The following is an 18,366-nucleotide window of genomic DNA, read 5'->3' on the forward strand; positions in this document are numbered from 1 at the left end:
ACCGACACGGTCCGCTGTGGACTGCGCCACGTCGCGCGTCCGTGCGGTGTCGCGGTGCCCGAAACGTCCGGTGCGGTACGACGATCGGCCAGCCTACCCCGGCCCCCGTCTCAGCGGGTCAGGGGGCGTTCCGCTGCCAGCAGGAAGACGACGGAACGGTCCTGTTCGGCCCAGGTGCGGGTGTCGAGGCCGACGGACTGGAGCAGGGCGCACTCGACGGCGTACCCGTGTTCGGTGAGTACCCGGCCGATGGCCTCCGCCTCGTCGCGCGTGGAGGCGTGGCTGACGATCCGTTCGGGGCGGCGGTCGGCGACGGCCGCGACCACCTCGGCTCCCCCGCCGCCGACGCGTACGACGTCCGGCTCGGGCAGGTCCTCCAGCACGTACGGGGCACGCCCGGCGACGGTCTGGAGCTGTACTCCCCGCTTGCGGGCGGCGGCCGTCACCTGTTCGCAGGCGAGCGGGTCGGCGTCGACCGCGATGACGGCGGCTCCGAAGGCCGCGGCGTCCACGGCGAAGGCGCCGCTGCCGGCGCCGATGTCCCAGACTAGGTCGCCGGTGCGCGGGCCGAGCCGGGCGAGCTGTGCGGCGCGCAGCTGCGCGGACTGCCCCTCGCCGCCGGGTTCGGGGCGCGGCCGGGCCCAGCCGCGGCCGGCGGAGTGGGCCGGGCCCTGGCCGAGCAGCCAGCCCGGGTCGGCGGTGGCGGTCTGTCCTGCGCCGCCGATGACGATGACGACGTTCGGGTCGCGCCAGGTGTGGTCGGCGGCCTTGTCCGAGGTCAGGACGCTCACCTGTTCCCGGTCGGTGCCGAGTTCCTCGCAGATGACGAAGGTGCGGTGGATTCCGCCGAGGAGCAGGGCGAGTTCGGCGGGGCCCGCCCCGGGCGAGGTGAGGACGGCGACCTTGCCGTGGGCGCGGCAGACGTTGACGGCGCGGCGCAGGGTGCGGGGGTGGGCGACGACCACCTGGGCGTCGTCCCAGGGCATTCCGGCGCGGGCGAAGGCGGCGGCCACGGCCGAGACTGCGGGGACCACTTCGACTTCGAGGCCGTGCTCGGGGGCGCGCAGGGTGCGTACGACGCCGAAGAAGCCGGGGTCGCCGTCGGCGAGGACGACGGCGGTGCCGCGGTGCCCGGCGATGCGGCTCGCGGCGAGGCCCAGGCTGCCGAGGCGGATGCGTTCGGCGGTGGGCGGGACCTCGGGGAGCGCGAGGTGGTGGGCCGCGCCGGCCACCAGGGTGGCGGCGGAGAGCGCGGACCGGGCGGCCTCGGTCAGGGGGGAGCCGTCCCAGCCGATCACCGTGACCCGGTCGGCCATCTTCGTCAGTCTCCTGGAGTGGGGGCAGGCGGGGAGGGTGCGGGCACGGTGAGACTACCTGGTCATCGGGTCGGTCAGGTCCGGTCGGCGCCGACGCGGTGGCCGTGCGCGTCGGCCCGCTGACCGTAGGAGTACTCGTCCTCGAAGCCGTTGTAGCCGTCGTAGCCGGCGTCGTCGTCGAGGTCTTCCAGGTCCTCGGGGACGAGGCTCCAGACGATGAGGTCGGTACGGGTGTCGGTCCAGCTGCCGTCTGCCGTCTGGATGCGCACTATCCACGCGTTGCGCAGGACGCCTTCGCTGATGCAGCCGATCTTCTGGGCCACCTGCTGGGAGGCGGTGTTGTCGGCGGCGGTGCGCAGTTCGAGGCGTTCGAAGCCCTGGTCGCGGAAGAGCCAGCGGGCCACGGCGAGCACGGACTCGCTGGCGTAGCCCTCGCCGCGGGCCCAGGGGGCGGTGACGTAGGCCGCTTCGGTGGAGCGGGTGCGCCAGTTGGTGTTCTGGAGGTGGACGACGCCGACGAGGCGCTGGGTGAGGAACTCGGTGACGGCGAACACGATGCCGCGGCCCTCGGTGCGTTCGGCGTGGGATCCGCGGGTGACCCAACGGTGGGCGTGGGCCTGGGTGTAGGGGTGGGGCGCGCTGGTCCACGCGGTGACGTGCTCGTCGTTCATCATCTCGGTCAGCGCGGTGACGTCCTCCTCCTCGAAGGGGCGCAGCACCAGCCGGTCCGTGCTGATGGTGACGTCCGGGAAGGTGGTAGTCATGCGCAGCTCCAAGCCTGGGACCGTGGTGCGACCGTGATGCGATGCGACCGCGGTGCGGGACCGTTTGTGCAGAGGTGTCCGCGCGGGTCGTAGGCCACAGCATGCAGCATCGGCCGGGTGGTGTGCATGGCCGGGTTGCCCGGAAGCGGGCAGAGCCCGGCCCCGCGCGCCGACGGGGCGTGCGGGGCCGGGCTCGGGGCCGTGTACGAGGGCGTGTTCAGGGCCGGGACCCGCCGCAGGGGGGCGGGCCGGGTGGTTCAGGAGGCGGGGGTGCCGAAGGCCGCGGTGACCGAGCCCTGGTACTTCTCCTCGATGAACTTCTTGACGTCGTCGGAGTTCAGGAGCTTGGCGAGCTTCTGGATCCGCGGGTCGTCCTGGTTGCCCTCCTTGACCGCGAGGAAGTTGGCGTAGGGGTTGCCCTCGGCCTTCTCCAGGATCAGGGCGTCCTTGGCGGGCGAGAGCTTGGCCTCGAGGGCGTAGTTGCCGTTGATGACGGCGGCGTCCACGTCGTTCAGGGCGCGCGGGACCGTGGCGGCCTCCAGCTCCTTGAACTCCAGGCCCTTCTTGTCGGTGATGTCGGACAGCTTGGCGCTGGTGCCGACGCCCTCCTTGAGGGTGATCAGGTTGTTCGCGGCCAGCAGCTGGAGCGCGCGGCCCTCGTTGGTGGTGTCGTTGGGGACGGCGATGGTCTGGCCGGCCTTGATGTCGGTGAGGGCCTTGACCTTCTTGGAGTAGAGGCCGAGGGGCTCCAGGTGCACGTTCACGACGGGCACGATGTGCGTGCCGTTCTTCTTGTTGAAGTCGTCGAGGTACGGCTTGTGCTGGAAGTAGTTGGCGTCGACCTGGCCCTGCTCGGTGGCGGTGTTCGGCAGGACGTAGTCCGTGAACTCCTTGACCTCGAGCTTGAGGCCCTCCTTCGCCGCGAGCTTGTCCTTGACGAAGTTCAGGATGTCGGCGTGCGGGCTCGGGGAGGCCGCGATGACCAGCGGCTTGCTCTCGTCGACCTTGCCGCCGTCGGCCTTGGTGGAGGACGGGTCCGAGGAGCTGCCGCAGGCGCTGAGGCCGAGGACGAGCGCGGACGCGGTGGCGGCGAGGGCGGTGAGCTTGATGTTCTTACGCACGAAGAGTGCCTTTCTAGCTGAACAAGTACCTGAGACTTGCTGGTGGTGGCCCAAGCACGACAAGTGCGGGCTCTGCTGGGGAAATCGGAGGGGGAACGGTGCGGTCGGCCCGCACCCGTTCAGGCTGTGCGGCCGCGCCGGGCGAGGAGGCGTACCACGCCGTCGCCGATCAGCTGGATCACCGTGACGATCACGACGAGGACCACGACGGTGGCGACCATGAAGCCGGTCTCGAAGCGCTGGAAGCCGTAGGTGATGGCCTTGGAGCCGAGGCCTTCGCCGCCGACCGCGCCCGCCATGGCGGAGTAGCCGACCAGGGTGATGACCGTGGTGGTGACGCCGGCGACCAGGGAGGGCAGGGCCTGCGGGAGGAGCACCTTGCCGACCAGGGTGGGCACGGAGCCGCCCATGGACTCGACGGCCTCGACCAGGCCGTGGTCCACCTCGCGGACGGAGGTCTCGACGAGCCGGGCGAAGAAGGGGATGGCACCGATGGCGAGCGGGACGATCATGGCGGTGGGGCCGATGAAGGTGCCGACGATCGCGGTGGTGACGGGGATCAGGAAGATCAGCAGGATGATGAACGGCAGCGAGCGGCCGATGTTCACTATCACGCCGAGGACCTTGTTGAGCGGCTGGTTCTGCAGCAGGCCGCCCTTGTCGGTGAGGACCAGCAGGATGCCGATGGGCAGTCCGCCGAGCACGGTCACCAGGGTGGACCACAGCACCATGTAGAGGGTGTCGAAGGTGCCCTGGCTGAGCAGGGGCTGCATCTCGGACCAGGTCACTTGGCACCATCCTTGACCAGTGCGGCGATTTCGGTGTCGAGCTCGTCGTCGAGGCCGACGGCGTCTGCGGGCTCTGCGGCGTCCACGACGTCGACCTGGAGGCCCTGCTCGCGCAGGAACCCGACGGGCACGACGTTCTCCTCGTAGCGGCCGGGGAGCTCGATGCGCATCCGGCCGATCTGCTTGCCCGCGACGGTGTCCATCGCGGCGCCGAGGATCGAGATGTCGATGTTGTACGTCCGCGACAGCTGGGAGATGACCGGCTGGGTGGCGGCGTCGCCGTGGAAGGTGACGTCGAGGACCGTGTGGTCGGGTCCGGTGGCGGCGCCGCTGACCGGGAAGAGTTCGCCCGCGAGCTCGGAGCCGGGGGTGGCCAGCAGCTCGGCGACGGTGCCGGATTCGATGATGCGGCCCTTCTTCATCAGGGCGGCCGAGTCGCAGACCGACTTGACCACGTCCATCTCGTGCGTGATGAGCAGGACGGTCAGGCCGAGCTGCTGGTTGAGGTCGCGCAGGAGCTGGAGGATCGAGCGGGTGGTCTCGGGGTCCAGGGCGCTGGTGGCCTCGTCGGAGAGCAGCACCTTGGGGTCGCCGGCCAGGGCGCGGGCGATGCCGACGCGCTGCTTCTGGCCGCCGGAGAGCTGGGTGGGGTAGGCCTTGGCCTTGTCGGAGAGGCCGACGAGGTCGAGGAGTTCCAGGGCCTTGCGGGAGCGCTCGCGTCCGGAGATCCCGAGGATCTCCAGGGGCAGCTCGATGTTGCCCTGGACGGTGCGCGAGGACAGCAGGTTGAAGTGCTGGAAGACCATGCCGATCCGGCTGCGGGCCTCGCGGAGCTCCTTGCCGGCGCGGCGGCCGCGCCCGGCGAGGGCGGTCAGGTCGACCCCGTCGACAGTCACGGTGCCGGTGGTGGGGCGCTCCAGCAGGTTCACGCAGCGGATCAGGGAGGACTTTCCGGCGCCGCTCTGGCCGATGACTCCGTAGACCTCGCCCTCACGGACGTGGAGGTCGACGCCGTCCAGGGCGGTGACCTCGCGGCCACGGGACTGGTAGACCTTCGTGAGGCCCGATGTGGTGATCACAGGATTTCCGTCGCTGTCGAGTGCACGGCGCAGCGGGTGCCGGGCACGGGGCAAACATCTGGGGACGCGGTACGGGCCGTGGCCGTCTTCCCGTACGGGACGGGCTGGTGACGACGGTGGCACGTGCGCGGGGCAGGAGCGTGTCCGCACTGCTGGGCAGTTGGTGACGGAGAGGCTCGGCAGGTCTCGCTTCGGGGCGCGAGGCGCAGGAAAGGGGCCCTCAGAAGGCGCACATTCGACACATACAACGAGCACCGGGCGTCATCGTCGCCTCGGTCGCAAGGGTGCGGCTGCTCGTCGTGGTCATGGGCCCAAGTAAACCAGACCGACTCCCTCACCGATCAACGCTGTCCGGATAGCGGACGGATTCCAACCGTATTCCGGACAGCACCGGCGTCGTCAGCCGTCCGTCGTGAGCACCAGTCCGCCATCGGTGACCTGCACGGATATGACGGAGAGGTCCCCTACGACCACATCGGCGACGAGTTCGGCCGCAGGGTGGGTTGTGGTCAAGGCCACGGTCCGCATCCCGGCCGCCCGGCCTGCGGCAAGTCCCGCCGGGGCGTCCTCGAAGACCACGCAGCGGGCGGGGTCGACGCCCAGCCGGGCCGCCGCCAGCAGGAAGGGCCCGGGGTCGGGCTTGCCCCGGGTGATGTCGTCGGCGGCGACCAGCTCCGGGCAGTCGATGCCGGCCTCGCGCAGCCGGGCTTCGGCGAGCGGGCGGGTGGCGGAGGTCACCACCGCCCAGCGGCCCGGAGGCAGGGCGGACAGCAGGTCCTTGGTGCCGGGGAGCACGAGGACGCCTCCGGCCACGTCCTCGACCTCCAGGGTCTCGATCCGGGCCAGTGCCCCGGCCCGTACGGGCTCGGGCAGCAGCTCGGCGATGATCTCCGCGGCGGGGCGGCCGTGGAGCTCGACGCGGGCGAACGCCTCGTCGGTGATCCCGTACTCCCGGGCCCAGCGGGTCCAGCAGCGGTGCACCGATTCCATGGAGGAGACGAGCGTGCCGTCGTTGTCGAACAGGAGGGCTTCGGCGTGCAGTTTCATGGCTTCCAGCAAAGCGCGGAACAAGGGGTGCGCGCATCGGGTCTTTGGGCCCGTAATAGTCTCGCTCCATGCTCGATGCCCTGACGCTCGCGATCGGCGTGGCCGCTCTCGCCCTCGCCGCCTGGTGCGGCCACGCCGCCTGGCGGGACCAGCCGACGAAGGACTGGCACTTCATCGGCATGGCCGTGGTGACCGTGCTGGTCCTGGCCCAGCTGGTGGTGGGGATCGTCAAGCTGGCGCAGGGCGGGGAGCCCGACGAGGGCGCGGTGATCTTCGTGGCCTATCTGGTGGGCGCCCTCGCGGCGATCCCGGCCGCCGGCCTGCTCTCGCTGACCGAGCGCTCCAAGTGGGGCTCCGTGACGGTGGCCGCCGCCGCCGTCGTCCTCGCCGTCCTCGAAGTGCGGCTCTACGACATCTGGGGAACGACCGGTGCCTGACACGACGACCGACACTCCCGCCGCGCGCAAGCGGCTGGTCTCCGGGCCGGGACTGCTGCTGGTCTGGCTGTACGGGGTGATGGTGGTGGGCGCGGTATCACGTTCCGCCTACCAGATGTCCACCGAGTTCGACCGGGCGCCGCTGGCGTACTCGCTCTCCGCGGCGGCGGCGCTGGCGTACGCCTTCATCACCTACTCGCTGGTGCGCGGCGGGGAACGGGCCCGCAAGGCGGCGCTGCTGTGCTGCGGCGCCGAACTGGCCGGCGTACTGGTCGTGGGCACCTGGACCCTGATCCGCCCGGAGGCCTTCCCCGACGCGACCGTGTGGTCCGAATTCGGGATGGGCTACCTGTTCATCCCGGTGATCCTGCCGATCACCGGGATGCTCTGGCTGCGCGCGAAGCGCTGACGCGCAGGGGGGCGACCGTCAGGCGCTGACCGCGAAGTCGGTCGGGTCCTTGGCTTCCTTCTCCAGGATCACCAGCTGTACGCCGTCGGAGGCCGTACGGCCGCCGACCTGCGTGTAGCCCGCCTTGCGGTACAGGCGCAGGTTGGACTCGCTCTTGTGCCCGGTGTGCAGGCGGAACCGGGCGGTACCGCCGTGGCCCGCGAGGGCCTCCTCGACGGCGCGCAGCAGCCGGGCCCCGAGGCCGTGGCCCTGCAGGCGCGGGTGGACACAGAGCTTGGCGATCCTGCCCGTGCCGTCCTCGTCGACGCTGCCGCGTACGGTGCCCACGACCTCGTCGCCGAGACGGGCCACGAGCACGGTGTCCGTGGCGAGCTCGCCCTTGAGGGAGTCCAGGGACTGGGTGAGCGGCTGGATCAGGTAGTTCCCGTACAGCTCGGCCTCGCGCTGGAACGCCAGGTACTGCAGTTTGAAGATCTGCTCAGCGTCCTCGGCAGCCGCCGCCGAAATGGTCACGCTCATGCCCATGTGCGCATGCCTCCCGCTCACCTGGTAGCCCGATGGTCTACCGCTCCTTTCCCCGCAGGCCAGGAGCTGCAACCTCTGCAGCCAGCATTCTGCGCAGACATCCCAGGCAACGGGAACGGACGGGCCCCAAACTTCCTTGTGAGATACCCAACTCTCCTGCGATTTCACGGTAAGTGAGGTCTCTGGGCGAAAGAAGTGCCTTCATCAGCTCCGGGCACCGTCCGGGCAACCGGGCTACTGCGGAGCGCAGCACGCGCTTCTCCTCGCCGTGCAGGAGCGCGGCCTCCGGTGCGCCGGCCCCGGCGCCCGCACTGTCCGCGCCAGCCCCGCGGCGGGCGCCCGCATGGGGGTGACGGTGGTCGTAGGCCACCTCCCGGCGGGCACGGCGGCGGGCGCGGCGGGCCTCGGCGCGCACCGCCCGGCGCAGCCAGCGGGCGGGCTCGGCCGGATCGGCGGTGTCGGGGGTGCGCCCGTCGCCTTCCAGCAGCCTGACCCAGACGGCTTGTTCCAGGTCGGCCGCGTCCACTCCGGTGCCCGGGGCCTCGGCGGCCGCCTCGGCGGAGAGCAGCGGGCCCAGTTCGTTCAGGAGGTCGGAGTCCTTCAGCAGGTCCATGCCGGGCGGGACGCGGGGGCCGGTCCCGGCGGTTTCCCCGCCGGGATCCGGACACCCGTACGACGGGCCACCCGCTACGGACTGACGGGGCGACGGCCCGGACGGAAAGCTTCCGCCGCGAGCAGCCCGGTGTCCGGATTGTCGGTGAAGATCCCGTCGATGCCCTGCTCGAAGTAGGTGCGCAAGGCGGCGAAGGCGTCCCCGTACGCGGCCGGATCCGTGCCCTTGCGGTATTCGGCCGGCAGGAAGCTGTTCTCGTTGCGCGCGGTGTAGGGGTGCAGCAGCAGCCCCCGGGCGTGGGCGTCCTTGACCAGGGTGGTCGGCGTGCCGAGCCGGCCCTGTGCGTCGCGGGGGATGACGAGGTCCAGCGTCGGGCCGATGCCCTGGGCGAAGCCGGCGATCCACTTCAGGCCCGCGGGCGTGACGAGGTCCGCGACCGTACGCGGGTCCTTGGCCTGTTCGAAGTCCCAGGGGCGGGTGTTCGCGGCGGAGAGCAGGACCACGCGCGGCGCGGAGACGAGCCGTGCGAGCCGCTGGATGCTGGAGGGCTCGAAGGACTGGAGGAAGACGGCGCCGTTGCGGCCGTCGCGCCCGTAGCGGCGCAGCAGCCGGGCGAGCGGTTCCTCCAGACCGAGGCCGAGCGAGCGGAAGTAGGTGGGGTGCTTGGTCTCGGCGTGCAGCCAGACCCGCTTGCCGCGCCGCCGGCCCTCGTCCTCGGCCCAGCGGAGCACCTCCTCGAAGGTCGGCACCTCCCACCGGCCGTCGTAGAGGGTGTTGCGCTGGCGCACGGCGGGGATACGTTCCTTCGCCCGCAGGGTCTTGAGCTCGGCGAGCGTGAAGTCCTCGGTGAACCAGCCGGTGACCGCCACCCCGTCGACGGACTTGGTGGTGCGGCGCGAGGCGAACCGCGGATGGTCTGCGACGTCCGTGGTGCCCCCGATCTCGTTCTCGTGGCGGCACACCAGGTGGCCGTCTCGGGTCGGGACCAGGTCCTGCTCGACGACGTCGGCGCCCAGGTCCAGCGCGAGCCGGTAGGAGCCGAGGGTGTGTTCCGGCCGGTATCCGCTGGCGCCGCGGTGGCCGATCACCGTCGGGACGGGGAGGTCCCGGAACCCGCCCCCGCGCCCGGCCTCCGCGGCCGAGGCGGGTCCCGCGGAGAGTCCGGCGAGGCCTCCGCCCGCCGCCAGTGCCGCCGCCCCCAGTACCGTGCGCCGCGCTGCCCCGCCCTGCGTCATGGGTGCCACTCCTCGTCCTGATGGATGCCGATCCGGCGTGGCGATCGTAGGCAGCGCAGGGTGTCCGCTGGGTGAGACGCTACGGAACATGGCGGAAACACGCGTCAACACTGCGTATCCACCGCGTGAACCCGATGTGCGATCAGACCGGACCCGCGAGTATCGTCCTCACCTGCACTACCACCGTGTCGTGCGAAGCCGCTTTTCGATGCCGGAGGGCTCACGTTGTTCCGTACCGCGCTCATCAAAGCCACTGTCGGACCCGTCATGCGCATGATGTTCCGCACCCGCGTCGAGGGCATCGAGAACATTCCGGGCACCGGGCCGGTGATTTTGGCGGGCAACCACCTCACCTTCATCGACTCCATGATCCTGCCGCTGGTCTGCGACCGCACGGTCCACTTCATCGGCAAGGACGAGTACGTGACGGGCAAGGGCCTCAAGGGCCGCCTGATGGCGTGGTTCTTCACGGGCTCGGGCATGATCCCCGTCGACCGGGACGGGGCCAACGGCGGGGTCGCCGCCCTGATGACCGGCCGCCGGATCCTCGACGAGGGCAAGGTCTTCGGCATCTACCCCGAGGGCACCCGCTCCCCCGACGGCCGTCTCTACCGCGGCCGCACCGGCATCGCCCGCCTGACCCTGATGACGGGCGCTCCCGTGGTCCCGTTCGCCGTGATCGGCACCGACAAGCTCCAGCCCGGCGGCGCCGGCATGCCGCGCCCCGGCCGCGTCACCGTCCGCTTCGGCGAGCCGATGGAGTTCTCCCGCTACGAGGGCATGGACCGCGACCGCTACGTGCTGCGCGCCGTCACCGACTCGGTGATGGCCGAGGTCATGCGGCTGTCGGGCCAGGAGTACGTGGACATGTACGCAACCAAGGCCAAGGCGGCCTGACCGCTACTGCCGCTGGAGCGACCGGCTGACGCCCGCTGCCGTCGTGGTGGCGAGGACCCAGCCGGTCACGATCAGCAGGTACGACAGCCACTGGTGCCAGCCGCTCGGCGCGTAGGCGGACTCCTGCCCGAAGCCGATGATCGGCACCATCAGGTCGATCGTGTAGAACACCGCGTTGAAGTCCGGCGCCTCCCCCGCCTTGAGCGCCCGCGGGGGCCGGGCGCCGAAGGCGACCGCGCCGGTCAGCAGCAGCGCCAGCAGCCAGCCCGCCGCGCGCAGCGGCCGGAAGCCGTAGCCGACGGTGCCGTCCTGGAGCAGCCCCCAGAGCCGGGCGTGCCGGGGCAGGGTGCGGCGGTGCCGGCGGAGCTTGGCTAGCTGGACCGTCCGCGCGGCCGCCTCGTCGCCCGCCGTGCGGTAGGCCGCGGCCAGCTGCTCGTAGGCGTACGGGTGGTAGCCGGACTCCTCCAGCTCCAGCGCGGGCAGCCGCTCCTCGGCGGGCAGGTGCGGGGCGAGCGTGCGATAGGTGAGCCCGTCGACGCGGGTCTTCTCGGGCCAGGTGCCCGGCGGCACGTGGAGCAGGTCGAACTGGGAGCGGCGCAGGTTGACCACGCCCTGGACGCGTTCGCAGTCCCGCATCCACAGCTCGCCCACGACGCAGCTGGAGGCGCGCAGGGCCACGCCTCCGGGGTTGGCGAGCGAGGCGTAGGAGAGGTAGAACTGGCCCGGTATCCGGGAGCCGGTGAGGTTGACGAGGCCGCGGGCTTCGAGGGACCGGGCCCGCAGGTCCGTGCCGACGGTCAGGTTCTCGGCGTGCAGGGCGATGGCGCCGGGGGCGAGCAGGCGGGCGTCGTCGAGGCTGATCTGACCGGCGACGGTGGCACCGTTCAGGCGTAGCTGGCCGTGCACGGTCAGGTCGTTCGCGATGATGTCGGTGCCGATCTCGGCGTGGTTGAGCTGGAGCGGGGGTTCGTCCGCCTCCTCGCCCTCGGTGGGGCCGATCACCGCCCCCTGGAGGAAGAGTCCGCCGGATATCTTGGCGCCCTGCAGCCGGACCGGACCGGTGATCCGGCAGCAGTTGAGCCGCAGGACCACGTCCACCCGCGCGGTGGAGGCGGTCAGGCCGGGCAGGGTGGAGTGGGCCAGGACCAGGGCCCGCAACTGGGCCCCGTAGACCAGGGGTTTGCGCTCGAACCAGCAGCCGCGCAGCCGGATGGGATGGTCGATGACCGCGTAGCGCAGGTCGAGCTTGCCGACGATCTTCGCGCCCTTGATCTTGAGCCCTGGGACCCGGCCCTGCTCGGCGGGGCAGGCGCCCAGCAGGACGGCCCGCAACACCTCGGCGCGCACGGTGCGTTCGGGACCCCACTCGGCTCCGTCGGCGGAGCTGTCGTCGCGCCGGACCCGGAAGTCGACGCCGTCGCCGCGCGGGAAGGCCTCCCACACGCGGCGTTCCGCCGGGGTCAGATCGTTGATCTCCATCGCCGGGATGGTGTCCCGCGGCCGGACGGACTGTCAACTCGGCCGGGGACCGCACCCCTTGGCGGTGCGTCAGTGCTCGATGCCGTCCTGGAGCTTCTGTCCCCTGAGCAGGAACCAGGTGGCCGCGGCGGTGGCCAGCAGGACGGCCGCGCCGACGCCGGAGGCGAGCCGCAGCCCGTCGACGAAGGCCTCCTGGGCCGCGCCCACCATCTGCTCGGCGGTCTGCGGGTCCAGGGCCTTGGAGGCCTCGACCGCCCCGCCCAGCGATTCGTGCGCGGCGTCGGCGACGGGCGCGGGGACCGAGGCGGGGGCGGTGAAGCCCTGGTAGACGCCGGTCACGATGGAGCCGAGCAGGGCGATGCCGAGGGCTGCGCCGAGCTCGTACGCGGTCTCGGAGACGGCCGAGGCGGAACCGGCCTGCTCCTTGGGGACGCTGGAGAGGATCACGTCGGCGGTGACGGTGAAGGAGAATCCGGCGCCGAGGCCGACGATGAGCAGGGCGGCGCCGAGCAGCGGGTAGCCGGTCTCCTTGTGGATCAGGGTGAGCACCGCCAGCGCCAGGCCGATGGCGGCGAGGCCGCCGGTGACGACGGACCGTACCGAGTACCTGCGGGCGTACCGGCCCGCCACCAGACCGGTGGCCACGGCGCCGATGGCGGCGGGCAGTTCGGCCAGGCCCGCCTCCAGCGGGTCCCGGCCCTGGACGAGCTGGAGGAACTGCGAGAGGAAGAAGACCAGCCCGGAGAGGCCGAAGACGGTGAGCAGGTCGGCGAGGACCGCGCCGGAGAAGCCGCGGTGCTTGAAGAGCCGCATGTCGAGCAGCGGGGACGGCAGGCTGAACTGGCGGCGCACGAAGGCGTACAGGCAGGCCGAGCCGAGTACGGCGGCGGCCCAGACGCCCCAGGTCAGGCCGTGGGTGGCGACTTCCTTGACGGCGTAGACCACGCCGATGACGCCGACGAGGGAGAGCGCGACGCTGACCAGGTCCCAGGGCCCGGCGACCGGGTTCTTGGACTCGGGCAGCAGCTTGATGCCGACGAGGACCAGGGCGGCCATGACGGGAAGGTTGATGAGGAACACCGAGCCCCACCAGAAGTGCTGGAGCAGGACTCCGCCGACGACGGGTCCGACGGCCGCGCCCGCCGAGGCGGTGGCGCCCCAGATGCCGATGGCGAGGCTGCGCTCCCTGGGGTCGTGGAAGATGTTGCGGATCAGGGCGAGGGTGGACGGCATCAGGGTCGCGCCGGCCACGCCGAGCAGGGCCCGGGCGACGATCATCATCTCGGGGCTGGTGGCGTAGGCGTTGAGGACCGAGACGGCGCCGAACGCGGTGGCGCCGACGAGCAGCAGCTTCTTGCGGCCGATGCGGTCGCCGAGGGAGCCCATGGAGACGAGCAGTCCGGCGATGACGAAGGAATAGATGTCGCCGATCCAGAGCAGCTGGGTGCCCGACGGCTTGAGGTCCTCGCTGAGGGCCGGGGTGGCGAGTCCGAGTACGGTGGCGTCCACCGCGACCAGCAGCACGGCCAGGACGAGCACGGAAAGTGCCAGCCATCGTCCGCGGCGGCTCGCCTCCGCCCCCGTCTGCCGGTTCAGCTGTTCGGTACGGCTCATCACTCCACGCTCCGTCTTGCGCCACCGAGCAGCAACTCGGTGATCATGTACTGGAAGTCCTTGGCCGCGACCCGGCCGTCCATGACGGCCCAGGCGCAGGTCCCGATGAGCCCGTAGAGGGCCTCGGTGAGCCATGCGGGGCTCAGGTCGATCCGGATGTCGCCCTCCTGCTGGCCGCGCCGGAAGAGCGCGCCCACCCGGGCGTCGAGCCGGGACCAGCCCTCGTGGACCTGGTCGCCCTCGAAGAGCTGGTTCTCGGTGACGAGGAAGGCCAGCAGCTCGGCGTTCGGCTCCGCCTGGGCGACGAGCCTCTTCAGGGCCTCGACCGCAGTGCCCTCTTCGAGCCGGGCGTTGTCGAAGGCGATCTCGAACTCGCGGATGCCGAGTTCTTCCAGGGCCCGTACGAGGGCGTCCCGCCCGGCGAAGTGCCGGTGGAGGGTCGCGCGCCCGATTCCGGCGGCGCGGGCGACCTCGTCCATCGTGGCGGTCGATTTGCGGGAGAGCAGGGCCGCCGCGTCGCGGAGCACCTGGTCACGATCCATGGCCATGAGACAAGCATAACCCGAATGAGACGCGCATGTCTCATTCGATCGCAAAATGAGCTGCCCCGCGGCAGCACGAAAGGAATCCTGACGAGATGAAGCCGACGAAGCCCCTGCTGCTGATCGACGTGGACGGCCCCCTGAACCCGTACGCGGCCAAGCCCCAGCGCCGCCCGGCCGGCTACACCACCCACCGGATGCGCCCCACGGGCTGGCGCGAGGCCGAGAGCGCGAAGCCCCTGCGGGTCTGGCTCGACCACTCCCACGGCGCGGAGCTGCTCGCGCTGGCGGACGCGTACGAGCTGGTGTGGGCCACCACGTGGAAGGACGAGGCCAACGACTGGATAGGCCCGCACCTGGGCCTGCCCAGGCTCCCCTTCATCGACTGGCCCTCGATGCACGGCCGGGCGCCGCACGGGACGTTCTGGAAGACCCAGTACGTCCTTGAGTACGCGGGCACCCGGCCCTTCGCATGGATCGACGACGACATCACCGACGCGGACCGCGCGTACGTGGACCAGCGCCACCCGGCGCACGCCCTGCTGAGGCACGTCGACGAACGGATCGGCCTGACCCGCGCGGACTTCGACGCGCTTGCGGACTGGGCGGCCTGAGCCGGGCCGTCGGGGCGGGTCAGGTGAGGGCGTCGGCCAGGAGGGCCGCGGTGGCCGCGACCAGCGCGCTGTCCCGGGGCCCCTGCGGCAGGCCGGGGCGGGTGGTCAGCACGGCCATCACGAGCGGCGGTCCGTCGGGGGCCCGTACGACGCCGACGTCGTTGGCCACGCCGTACTCGTTGCCGCCGCCGGTCTTGTCCGCGAGGATCCAGTCGGGCCCGAGTCCGGCGCGGAAGCGGTCGGTGTTGGTCGTGTTCGCGAGCAGCCAGCCGGTCAGCCGCTCCCGGTCGGCGGGTTCGAGGGCCCCGCCGAGCAGGAGGCGCCCGTAAGCCGTCCCGATGGCGCGGGGGCTGGTGGTGTCGGTCGTCCGCCAGGGCTCGGCCGAGTTCAGCTCGGGCTCCCACCGCTCCAGCCCGGTCGTCCGGTCCCCGAGGGAGCGGCTGAAGCGGGTGACGGCCCGGGGGCCGCCCAGCTCGCGCAGCAGCAGGTTGGCCGCCAGATTGTCGCTGTGGCTGACGGCGGCGGCGCACAGGGCCTCGACGGTCATGCCGCCCGCGAGGTTCTCGGGGCGGCCGGTGACCGGCGCGTAGCCCGATTCCTCGGCTTCCCGCGCGGTGTACCGGATGCGCCGGGCGAGGAACTCCCCGTCCCGGTCGAGGTCCCGCAGGACGGCCGCGGCGGCCAGGGTCTTGAAGACCGAACACATCGGGAAGCGTTCGTCCGCCCGGTACGCGACGGTGCGGCCGGTGACCGTGTTGCGGGCGAAGACCCCCAGGCGGGCGGAGTGCTCCCGCTCCAGCCCGGCCAGCCGCGCGGCCAGCGGCCCGCCCGCGGCCGGCACGGTGGGCGATGCCGCGGACGATGCCGCGTAGGCACCGCCCGGTGAGGCGGCGGTCAGGCCGGCCGCCAGCGCGGCGCCCGCGCCCGAGATCAGCACCCTGCGGCGGGAGGGACGTGCTCCTGCGGATTCCACTGTCAGCTCCTCGGCGTTCGTGATCACGACATGGACGGACACGCTGCCGGAGGGACAGACGGTTCCCTTCGGGCACCTGTGCCGAGGGGGCGGCGGGGGCGCATCGCCTCCGCCGCCCCCTCGGGACGTTCGTGTCCGGCCTTGCCCGCGCCGGGAGCTGCTACTGCTTGTGGGCCGCCCAGGCGTGCTGGATGACCAGGTCGGCCTTCAGCTCGGTGAGCTGGACCGCCACCGCCGAGGGGGCGGTGCCGCCGCGGCCGTTGCGGGAGGCCAGGGCGCCCTTCACGTTCAGCACCGTCCGCACCTCGGGGGTCAGGTGCGTCGAGATCTTGGCGAACTGCTCGTCCGTCAGCTCGTCGAGCTCGATGCCGAAGGCCTCGCACTCCTTCACGCACTCTCCGGCGACCTCGTGCGCCACGCGGAACGGCACGCCCTGCTTGACCAGCCACTCCGCGATGTCGGTGGCGAGCGAGAAGCCGGCCGGAGCGAGCTCCTCCATCCGCTCCCGGTTGACGGTGAGGGTGGCCATCATGCCGGTGAAGGCGGGCAGCAGGACCTCAAGGGTGTCGCAGGAGTCGAAGACGGGCTCCTTGTCCTCCTGGAGGTCCCGGTTGTACGCCAGCGGCAGTGCCTTGAGGGTGGCGAGCAGGCCCGTCAGGTTGCCGATGAGGCGGCCCGACTTGCCGCGCGCCAGCTCGGCGATGTCGGGGTTCTTCTTCTGCGGCATGATCGACGACCCGGTGGAGAAGGCGTCGTGCAGGGTCACGAAGGAGAACTCCTTCGTGTTCCAGATGATGATCTCCTCCGCGATCCGGGACAGGTTGATCCCGATCATCGCGGTGACGAAGGCGAACTCGGCGACGAAGTCGCGCGAGGCCGTGCCGTCGATGGAGTTGCCGACCGAGCCGCGCTCGAAGCCCAGGTCCGCGGCGACCGCCTCGGGGTCCAGGCCGAGGGAGGATCCGGCCAGGGCGCCCGAGCCGTACGGGGAGACCGCGGTCCGGGTGTCCCACTGCCGCAGCCGCTCGGCGTCCCGGGACAGGGACTGCACGTGGGCCAGGACGTGGTGGGCGAAGAGCACCGGCTGCGCGTGCTGGAGGTGCGTGCGGCCGGGCATCGCGACGTCCGCGTGGCTCTCGGCCAGGCCGACCAGCGCGTCCTGGAGGTCGGCGATCAGGCCGCCGATGATCCGGGCGTGGTCGCGCAGGTACATCCGGAAGAGGGTGGCCACCTGGTCGTTGCGGGACCGGCCGGCCCGCAGCTTGCCGCCGAGGTCGGCGCCGAGCCGCTCCAGCAGGCCCCGCTCCAGGGCGGTGTGGACGTCCTCGTCGGCGATCGTGCCGGTGAAGGAGCCGCTCGCCACGTCGGCCTCCAGCTGGTCCAGGCCCGCGATCATGCGGCCGAGTTCCTCGGCCGTGAGCAGACCCGCCTTGTGGAGCACGCGGGCGTGGGCGCGCGAGCCGGCGATGTCGTAGGGCGCGAGGCGCCAGTCGAAGTGGACGGACGCCGACAGCAGGGCCAGCGCCTCCGAAGGGCCGTCTGCGAAACGACCTCCCCAGAGCCGGACGTCACCGTTTTTGCTGCTCACAGCTACTGCTCCTCAAGACTGCATGGCTTCGACAGCCTGTTGGTTTCCGGATGTGCAACGGCCTCCCCGCCGCGGAGGAAACGGGGAGGCCGTCCGTACTGCTTCGGTATGGGTTTCGGGTCCGGCTCAGGCCAGGTCGCGGCGGGCGGCGATCTTCGACGACAGGCCGAAGATCTCGATGAAGCCCTGGGCCTTGGACTGGTCGAAGGTGTCGCCCGAGTCGTAGGTGGCGAGGTTGAAGTCGTACAGCGACTCGTCCGACTTCCGGCCGGTGACGACGGCGCGGCCGCCGTGCAGGGTCATCCGGATGTCACCGGTGACGTGCTGGTTGGCCTCGTTGATGAAACCGTCCAGGGCGCGCTTGAGCGGGGAGAACCACAGGCCGTCGTAGACCATCTCGCCCCAGCGCCGCTCGACCTGCCGCTTGTAGCGGGCCAGCTCGCGCTCGACGGTGACGTTCTCCAGCTCCTGGTGGGCGGTGATCAGCGCGATCGCGCCCGGGGCCTCGTACACCTCGCGGGACTTGATGCCCACGAGCCGGTCCTCGACCATGTCGATCCGGCCGATGCCCTGCGCGCCGGCCCGCTCGTTGAGCTGCTGGATGGCCTGGAGCACGGTGACGGGCTTGCCGTCGAGGGCGACCGGGACGCCCTCCTTGAAGGAGATGACGACCTCGTCCGCCTCGCGGGGCAGGGCCGGGTTCGCGGTGTACTCGTAGATGTCCTCGATCGGCGCGTTCCAGATGTCCTCCAGGAAACCCGTCTCGACGGCGCGCCCGAAGACGTTCTGGTCGATGGAGTACGGGGACTTCTTGGTGGTCGCGATCGGCAGGTCGTTCTCCTCGCAGAAGGCGATCGCCTTGTCCCGGGTCATCGCGTAGTCGCGGACCGGGGCGATGCACTTCAGGTCGGGGCCGAGGGCGGCGATGCCGGCCTCGAAGCGGACCTGGTCGTTGCCCTTGCCGGTGCAGCCGTGGGCCACGACCGAGGCGCCGTGCTTCTCGGCCGCGGCGACCAGGTGCTTGACGATGGCCGGGCGCGAGAGGGCGGAGACCAGCGGATAGCGGTCCATGTAGAGGGCGTTGGCCTTGATCGCCGGGAGGCAGTACTCGTCGGCGAACTCGTCCTTGGCGTCCGCGACCTCGGCCTCGACGGCACCGCAGGCGAGGGCGCGCTTGCGGATGACGTCCAGGTCCTCGCCGCCCTGGCCGACGTCCACGGCAACGGCGATGACCTCGGCGCCCGTCTCCTCGGCGATCCAGCCGATGGCGACGGAGGTGTCCAGTCCGCCTGAATAGGCGAGTACGACGCGCTCGGTCACGGGTT

19 protein-coding genes are annotated in these 18,366 nt (G+C 71.4%); 4 read left to right on the forward strand and 15 right to left on the reverse strand.

Translation table 11 applies throughout. The annotated features are described in order from the left end of the window. Nucleotides 1-110: 110 nt before the first annotated feature. From cbiE to IO30_RS0116470, 6 genes are all read right to left on the reverse strand, one after another. Entirely contained in the window at nucleotides 111-1,316 is a 1,206-nt protein-coding gene (gene cbiE, locus IO30_RS0116445) for a precorrin-6y C5,15-methyltransferase (decarboxylating) subunit CbiE (protein WP_031143679.1), read from the reverse strand. Nucleotides 1,317-1,390: 74 nt separating this feature from the next. After that, entirely contained in the window at nucleotides 1,391-2,080 is a 690-nt protein-coding gene (locus tag IO30_RS0116450; protein WP_031143681.1) for a GNAT family N-acetyltransferase, read from the reverse strand. A gap of 257 nt (nucleotides 2,081-2,337) precedes the next feature. Continuing rightward, nucleotides 2,338-3,201: a MetQ/NlpA family ABC transporter substrate-binding protein gene (locus IO30_RS0116455; RefSeq protein WP_031143682.1), complete on the reverse strand. Its 864-nt coding sequence runs from the start codon at nucleotides 3,199-3,201 to the stop codon at nucleotides 2,338-2,340. Between the two features lie 119 nt (nucleotides 3,202-3,320). Continuing rightward, nucleotides 3,321-3,989 carry a methionine ABC transporter permease gene (locus IO30_RS0116460; protein WP_031143684.1) on the reverse strand — a complete coding sequence of 223 codons (669 nt, stop codon included), beginning with the start codon at nucleotides 3,987-3,989 and terminating at the stop codon, nucleotides 3,321-3,323. Further along, nucleotides 3,986-5,068, reverse strand: a complete 1,083-nt coding sequence (locus IO30_RS0116465; RefSeq protein WP_031143686.1) for a methionine ABC transporter ATP-binding protein — start codon at nucleotides 5,066-5,068, stop codon at nucleotides 3,986-3,988. Before IO30_RS0116465 ends, IO30_RS0116460 begins: the two co-directional genes overlap by 4 nt. Nucleotides 5,069-5,467: 399 nt before the next feature. Then, complete coding sequence (locus IO30_RS0116470) at nucleotides 5,468-6,115, reverse strand: HAD-IA family hydrolase (RefSeq protein WP_031143688.1); 648 nt, start codon at nucleotides 6,113-6,115, stop codon at nucleotides 5,468-5,470. A gap of 68 nt (nucleotides 6,116-6,183) precedes the next feature. Here IO30_RS0116470 and IO30_RS0116475 point away from each other — a divergent pair, with 68 nt between their 5' ends. Further along, the gene (locus IO30_RS0116475) at nucleotides 6,184-6,552 is read left to right on the forward strand and encodes a hypothetical protein (RefSeq protein ID WP_031143690.1); all 369 of its coding nucleotides are present in this window, start codon (nucleotides 6,184-6,186) and stop codon (nucleotides 6,550-6,552) included. Further along, nucleotides 6,545-6,961, forward strand: a complete 417-nt coding sequence (locus IO30_RS0116480; protein ID WP_031143692.1) for a hypothetical protein — start codon at nucleotides 6,545-6,547, stop codon at nucleotides 6,959-6,961. The genes IO30_RS0116475 and IO30_RS0116480 overlap by 8 nt, the downstream gene beginning before the upstream one ends. 18 nt (nucleotides 6,962-6,979) lie before the next feature. On the opposite strand, the gene IO30_RS0116485 is transcribed toward IO30_RS0116480, so the two are convergent. From IO30_RS0116485 to IO30_RS0116495, 3 genes are all read right to left on the reverse strand, one after another. After that, entirely contained in the window at nucleotides 6,980-7,486 is a 507-nt protein-coding gene (locus tag IO30_RS0116485) for a GNAT family N-acetyltransferase (RefSeq protein ID WP_031143694.1), read from the reverse strand. Nucleotides 7,487-7,523: 37 nt separating this feature from the next. Continuing rightward, the gene (locus IO30_RS0116490; RefSeq protein ID WP_031143696.1) at nucleotides 7,524-8,099 is read right to left on the reverse strand and encodes a sigma-70 family RNA polymerase sigma factor; all 576 of its coding nucleotides are present in this window, start codon (nucleotides 8,097-8,099) and stop codon (nucleotides 7,524-7,526) included. Between the two features lie 74 nt (nucleotides 8,100-8,173). Continuing rightward, nucleotides 8,174-9,334 carry a glycerophosphodiester phosphodiesterase gene (locus IO30_RS0116495; protein ID WP_031143697.1) on the reverse strand — a complete coding sequence of 387 codons (1,161 nt, stop codon included), beginning with the start codon at nucleotides 9,332-9,334 and terminating at the stop codon, nucleotides 8,174-8,176. Nucleotides 9,335-9,601: 267 nt separating this feature from the next. On the opposite strand from IO30_RS0116495, the gene IO30_RS0116500 reads away from it, so the two are divergent. Next, complete coding sequence (locus IO30_RS0116500) at nucleotides 9,602-10,231, forward strand: lysophospholipid acyltransferase family protein (RefSeq protein ID WP_078904404.1); 630 nt, start codon at nucleotides 9,602-9,604, stop codon at nucleotides 10,229-10,231. A gap of 3 nt (nucleotides 10,232-10,234) precedes the next feature. On the opposite strand, the gene IO30_RS0116505 is transcribed toward IO30_RS0116500, so the two are convergent. The 3 genes from IO30_RS0116505 to IO30_RS0116515 all read right to left on the reverse strand — a co-directional run bounded on the left by IO30_RS0116505 (nucleotide 10,235) and on the right by IO30_RS0116515 (nucleotide 13,872). Next, a complete protein-coding gene (locus tag IO30_RS0116505; RefSeq protein ID WP_031143702.1) occupies nucleotides 10,235-11,710 on the reverse strand; it encodes a hypothetical protein in 1,476 nt (491 codons plus the stop codon). A gap of 69 nt (nucleotides 11,711-11,779) precedes the next feature. Next, on the reverse strand, nucleotides 11,780-13,324 hold the full coding sequence (locus IO30_RS0116510) for an MFS transporter (RefSeq protein ID WP_031143704.1): 1,545 nt from the start codon (nucleotides 13,322-13,324) through the stop codon (nucleotides 11,780-11,782). Next, nucleotides 13,324-13,872: a TetR/AcrR family transcriptional regulator gene (locus tag IO30_RS0116515; protein ID WP_031143706.1), complete on the reverse strand. Its 549-nt coding sequence runs from the start codon at nucleotides 13,870-13,872 to the stop codon at nucleotides 13,324-13,326. The genes IO30_RS0116510 and IO30_RS0116515 overlap by 1 nt, the downstream gene beginning before the upstream one ends. A gap of 89 nt (nucleotides 13,873-13,961) precedes the next feature. On the opposite strand from IO30_RS0116515, the gene IO30_RS0116520 reads away from it, so the two are divergent. Continuing rightward, a complete protein-coding gene (locus IO30_RS0116520; RefSeq protein ID WP_031143708.1) occupies nucleotides 13,962-14,480 on the forward strand; it encodes an HAD domain-containing protein in 519 nt (172 codons plus the stop codon). 19 nt (nucleotides 14,481-14,499) lie between these two features. Here the strand turns inward: IO30_RS0116520 and bla are convergent, their stop codons facing one another. The 3 genes from bla to IO30_RS0116535 form a co-directional block, all read right to left on the reverse strand. Next, complete coding sequence (gene bla / locus IO30_RS0116525) at nucleotides 14,500-15,453, reverse strand: class A beta-lactamase (protein WP_031143709.1); 954 nt, start codon at nucleotides 15,451-15,453, stop codon at nucleotides 14,500-14,502. A gap of 160 nt (nucleotides 15,454-15,613) precedes the next feature. Further along, nucleotides 15,614-17,041, reverse strand: a complete 1,428-nt coding sequence (gene argH / locus IO30_RS0116530) for an argininosuccinate lyase (protein WP_031143710.1) — start codon at nucleotides 17,039-17,041, stop codon at nucleotides 15,614-15,616. Between the two features lie 126 nt (nucleotides 17,042-17,167). Next, entirely contained in the window at nucleotides 17,168-18,361 is a 1,194-nt protein-coding gene (locus IO30_RS0116535; protein WP_031143711.1) for an argininosuccinate synthase, read from the reverse strand. Nucleotides 18,362-18,366 lie beyond the last annotated feature (5 nt).

The sequence above is a fragment of the Streptomyces xanthophaeus genome (assembly GCF_000725805.1).
GTDB lineage: Bacteria > Actinomycetota > Actinomycetes > Streptomycetales > Streptomycetaceae > Streptomyces > Streptomyces xanthophaeus.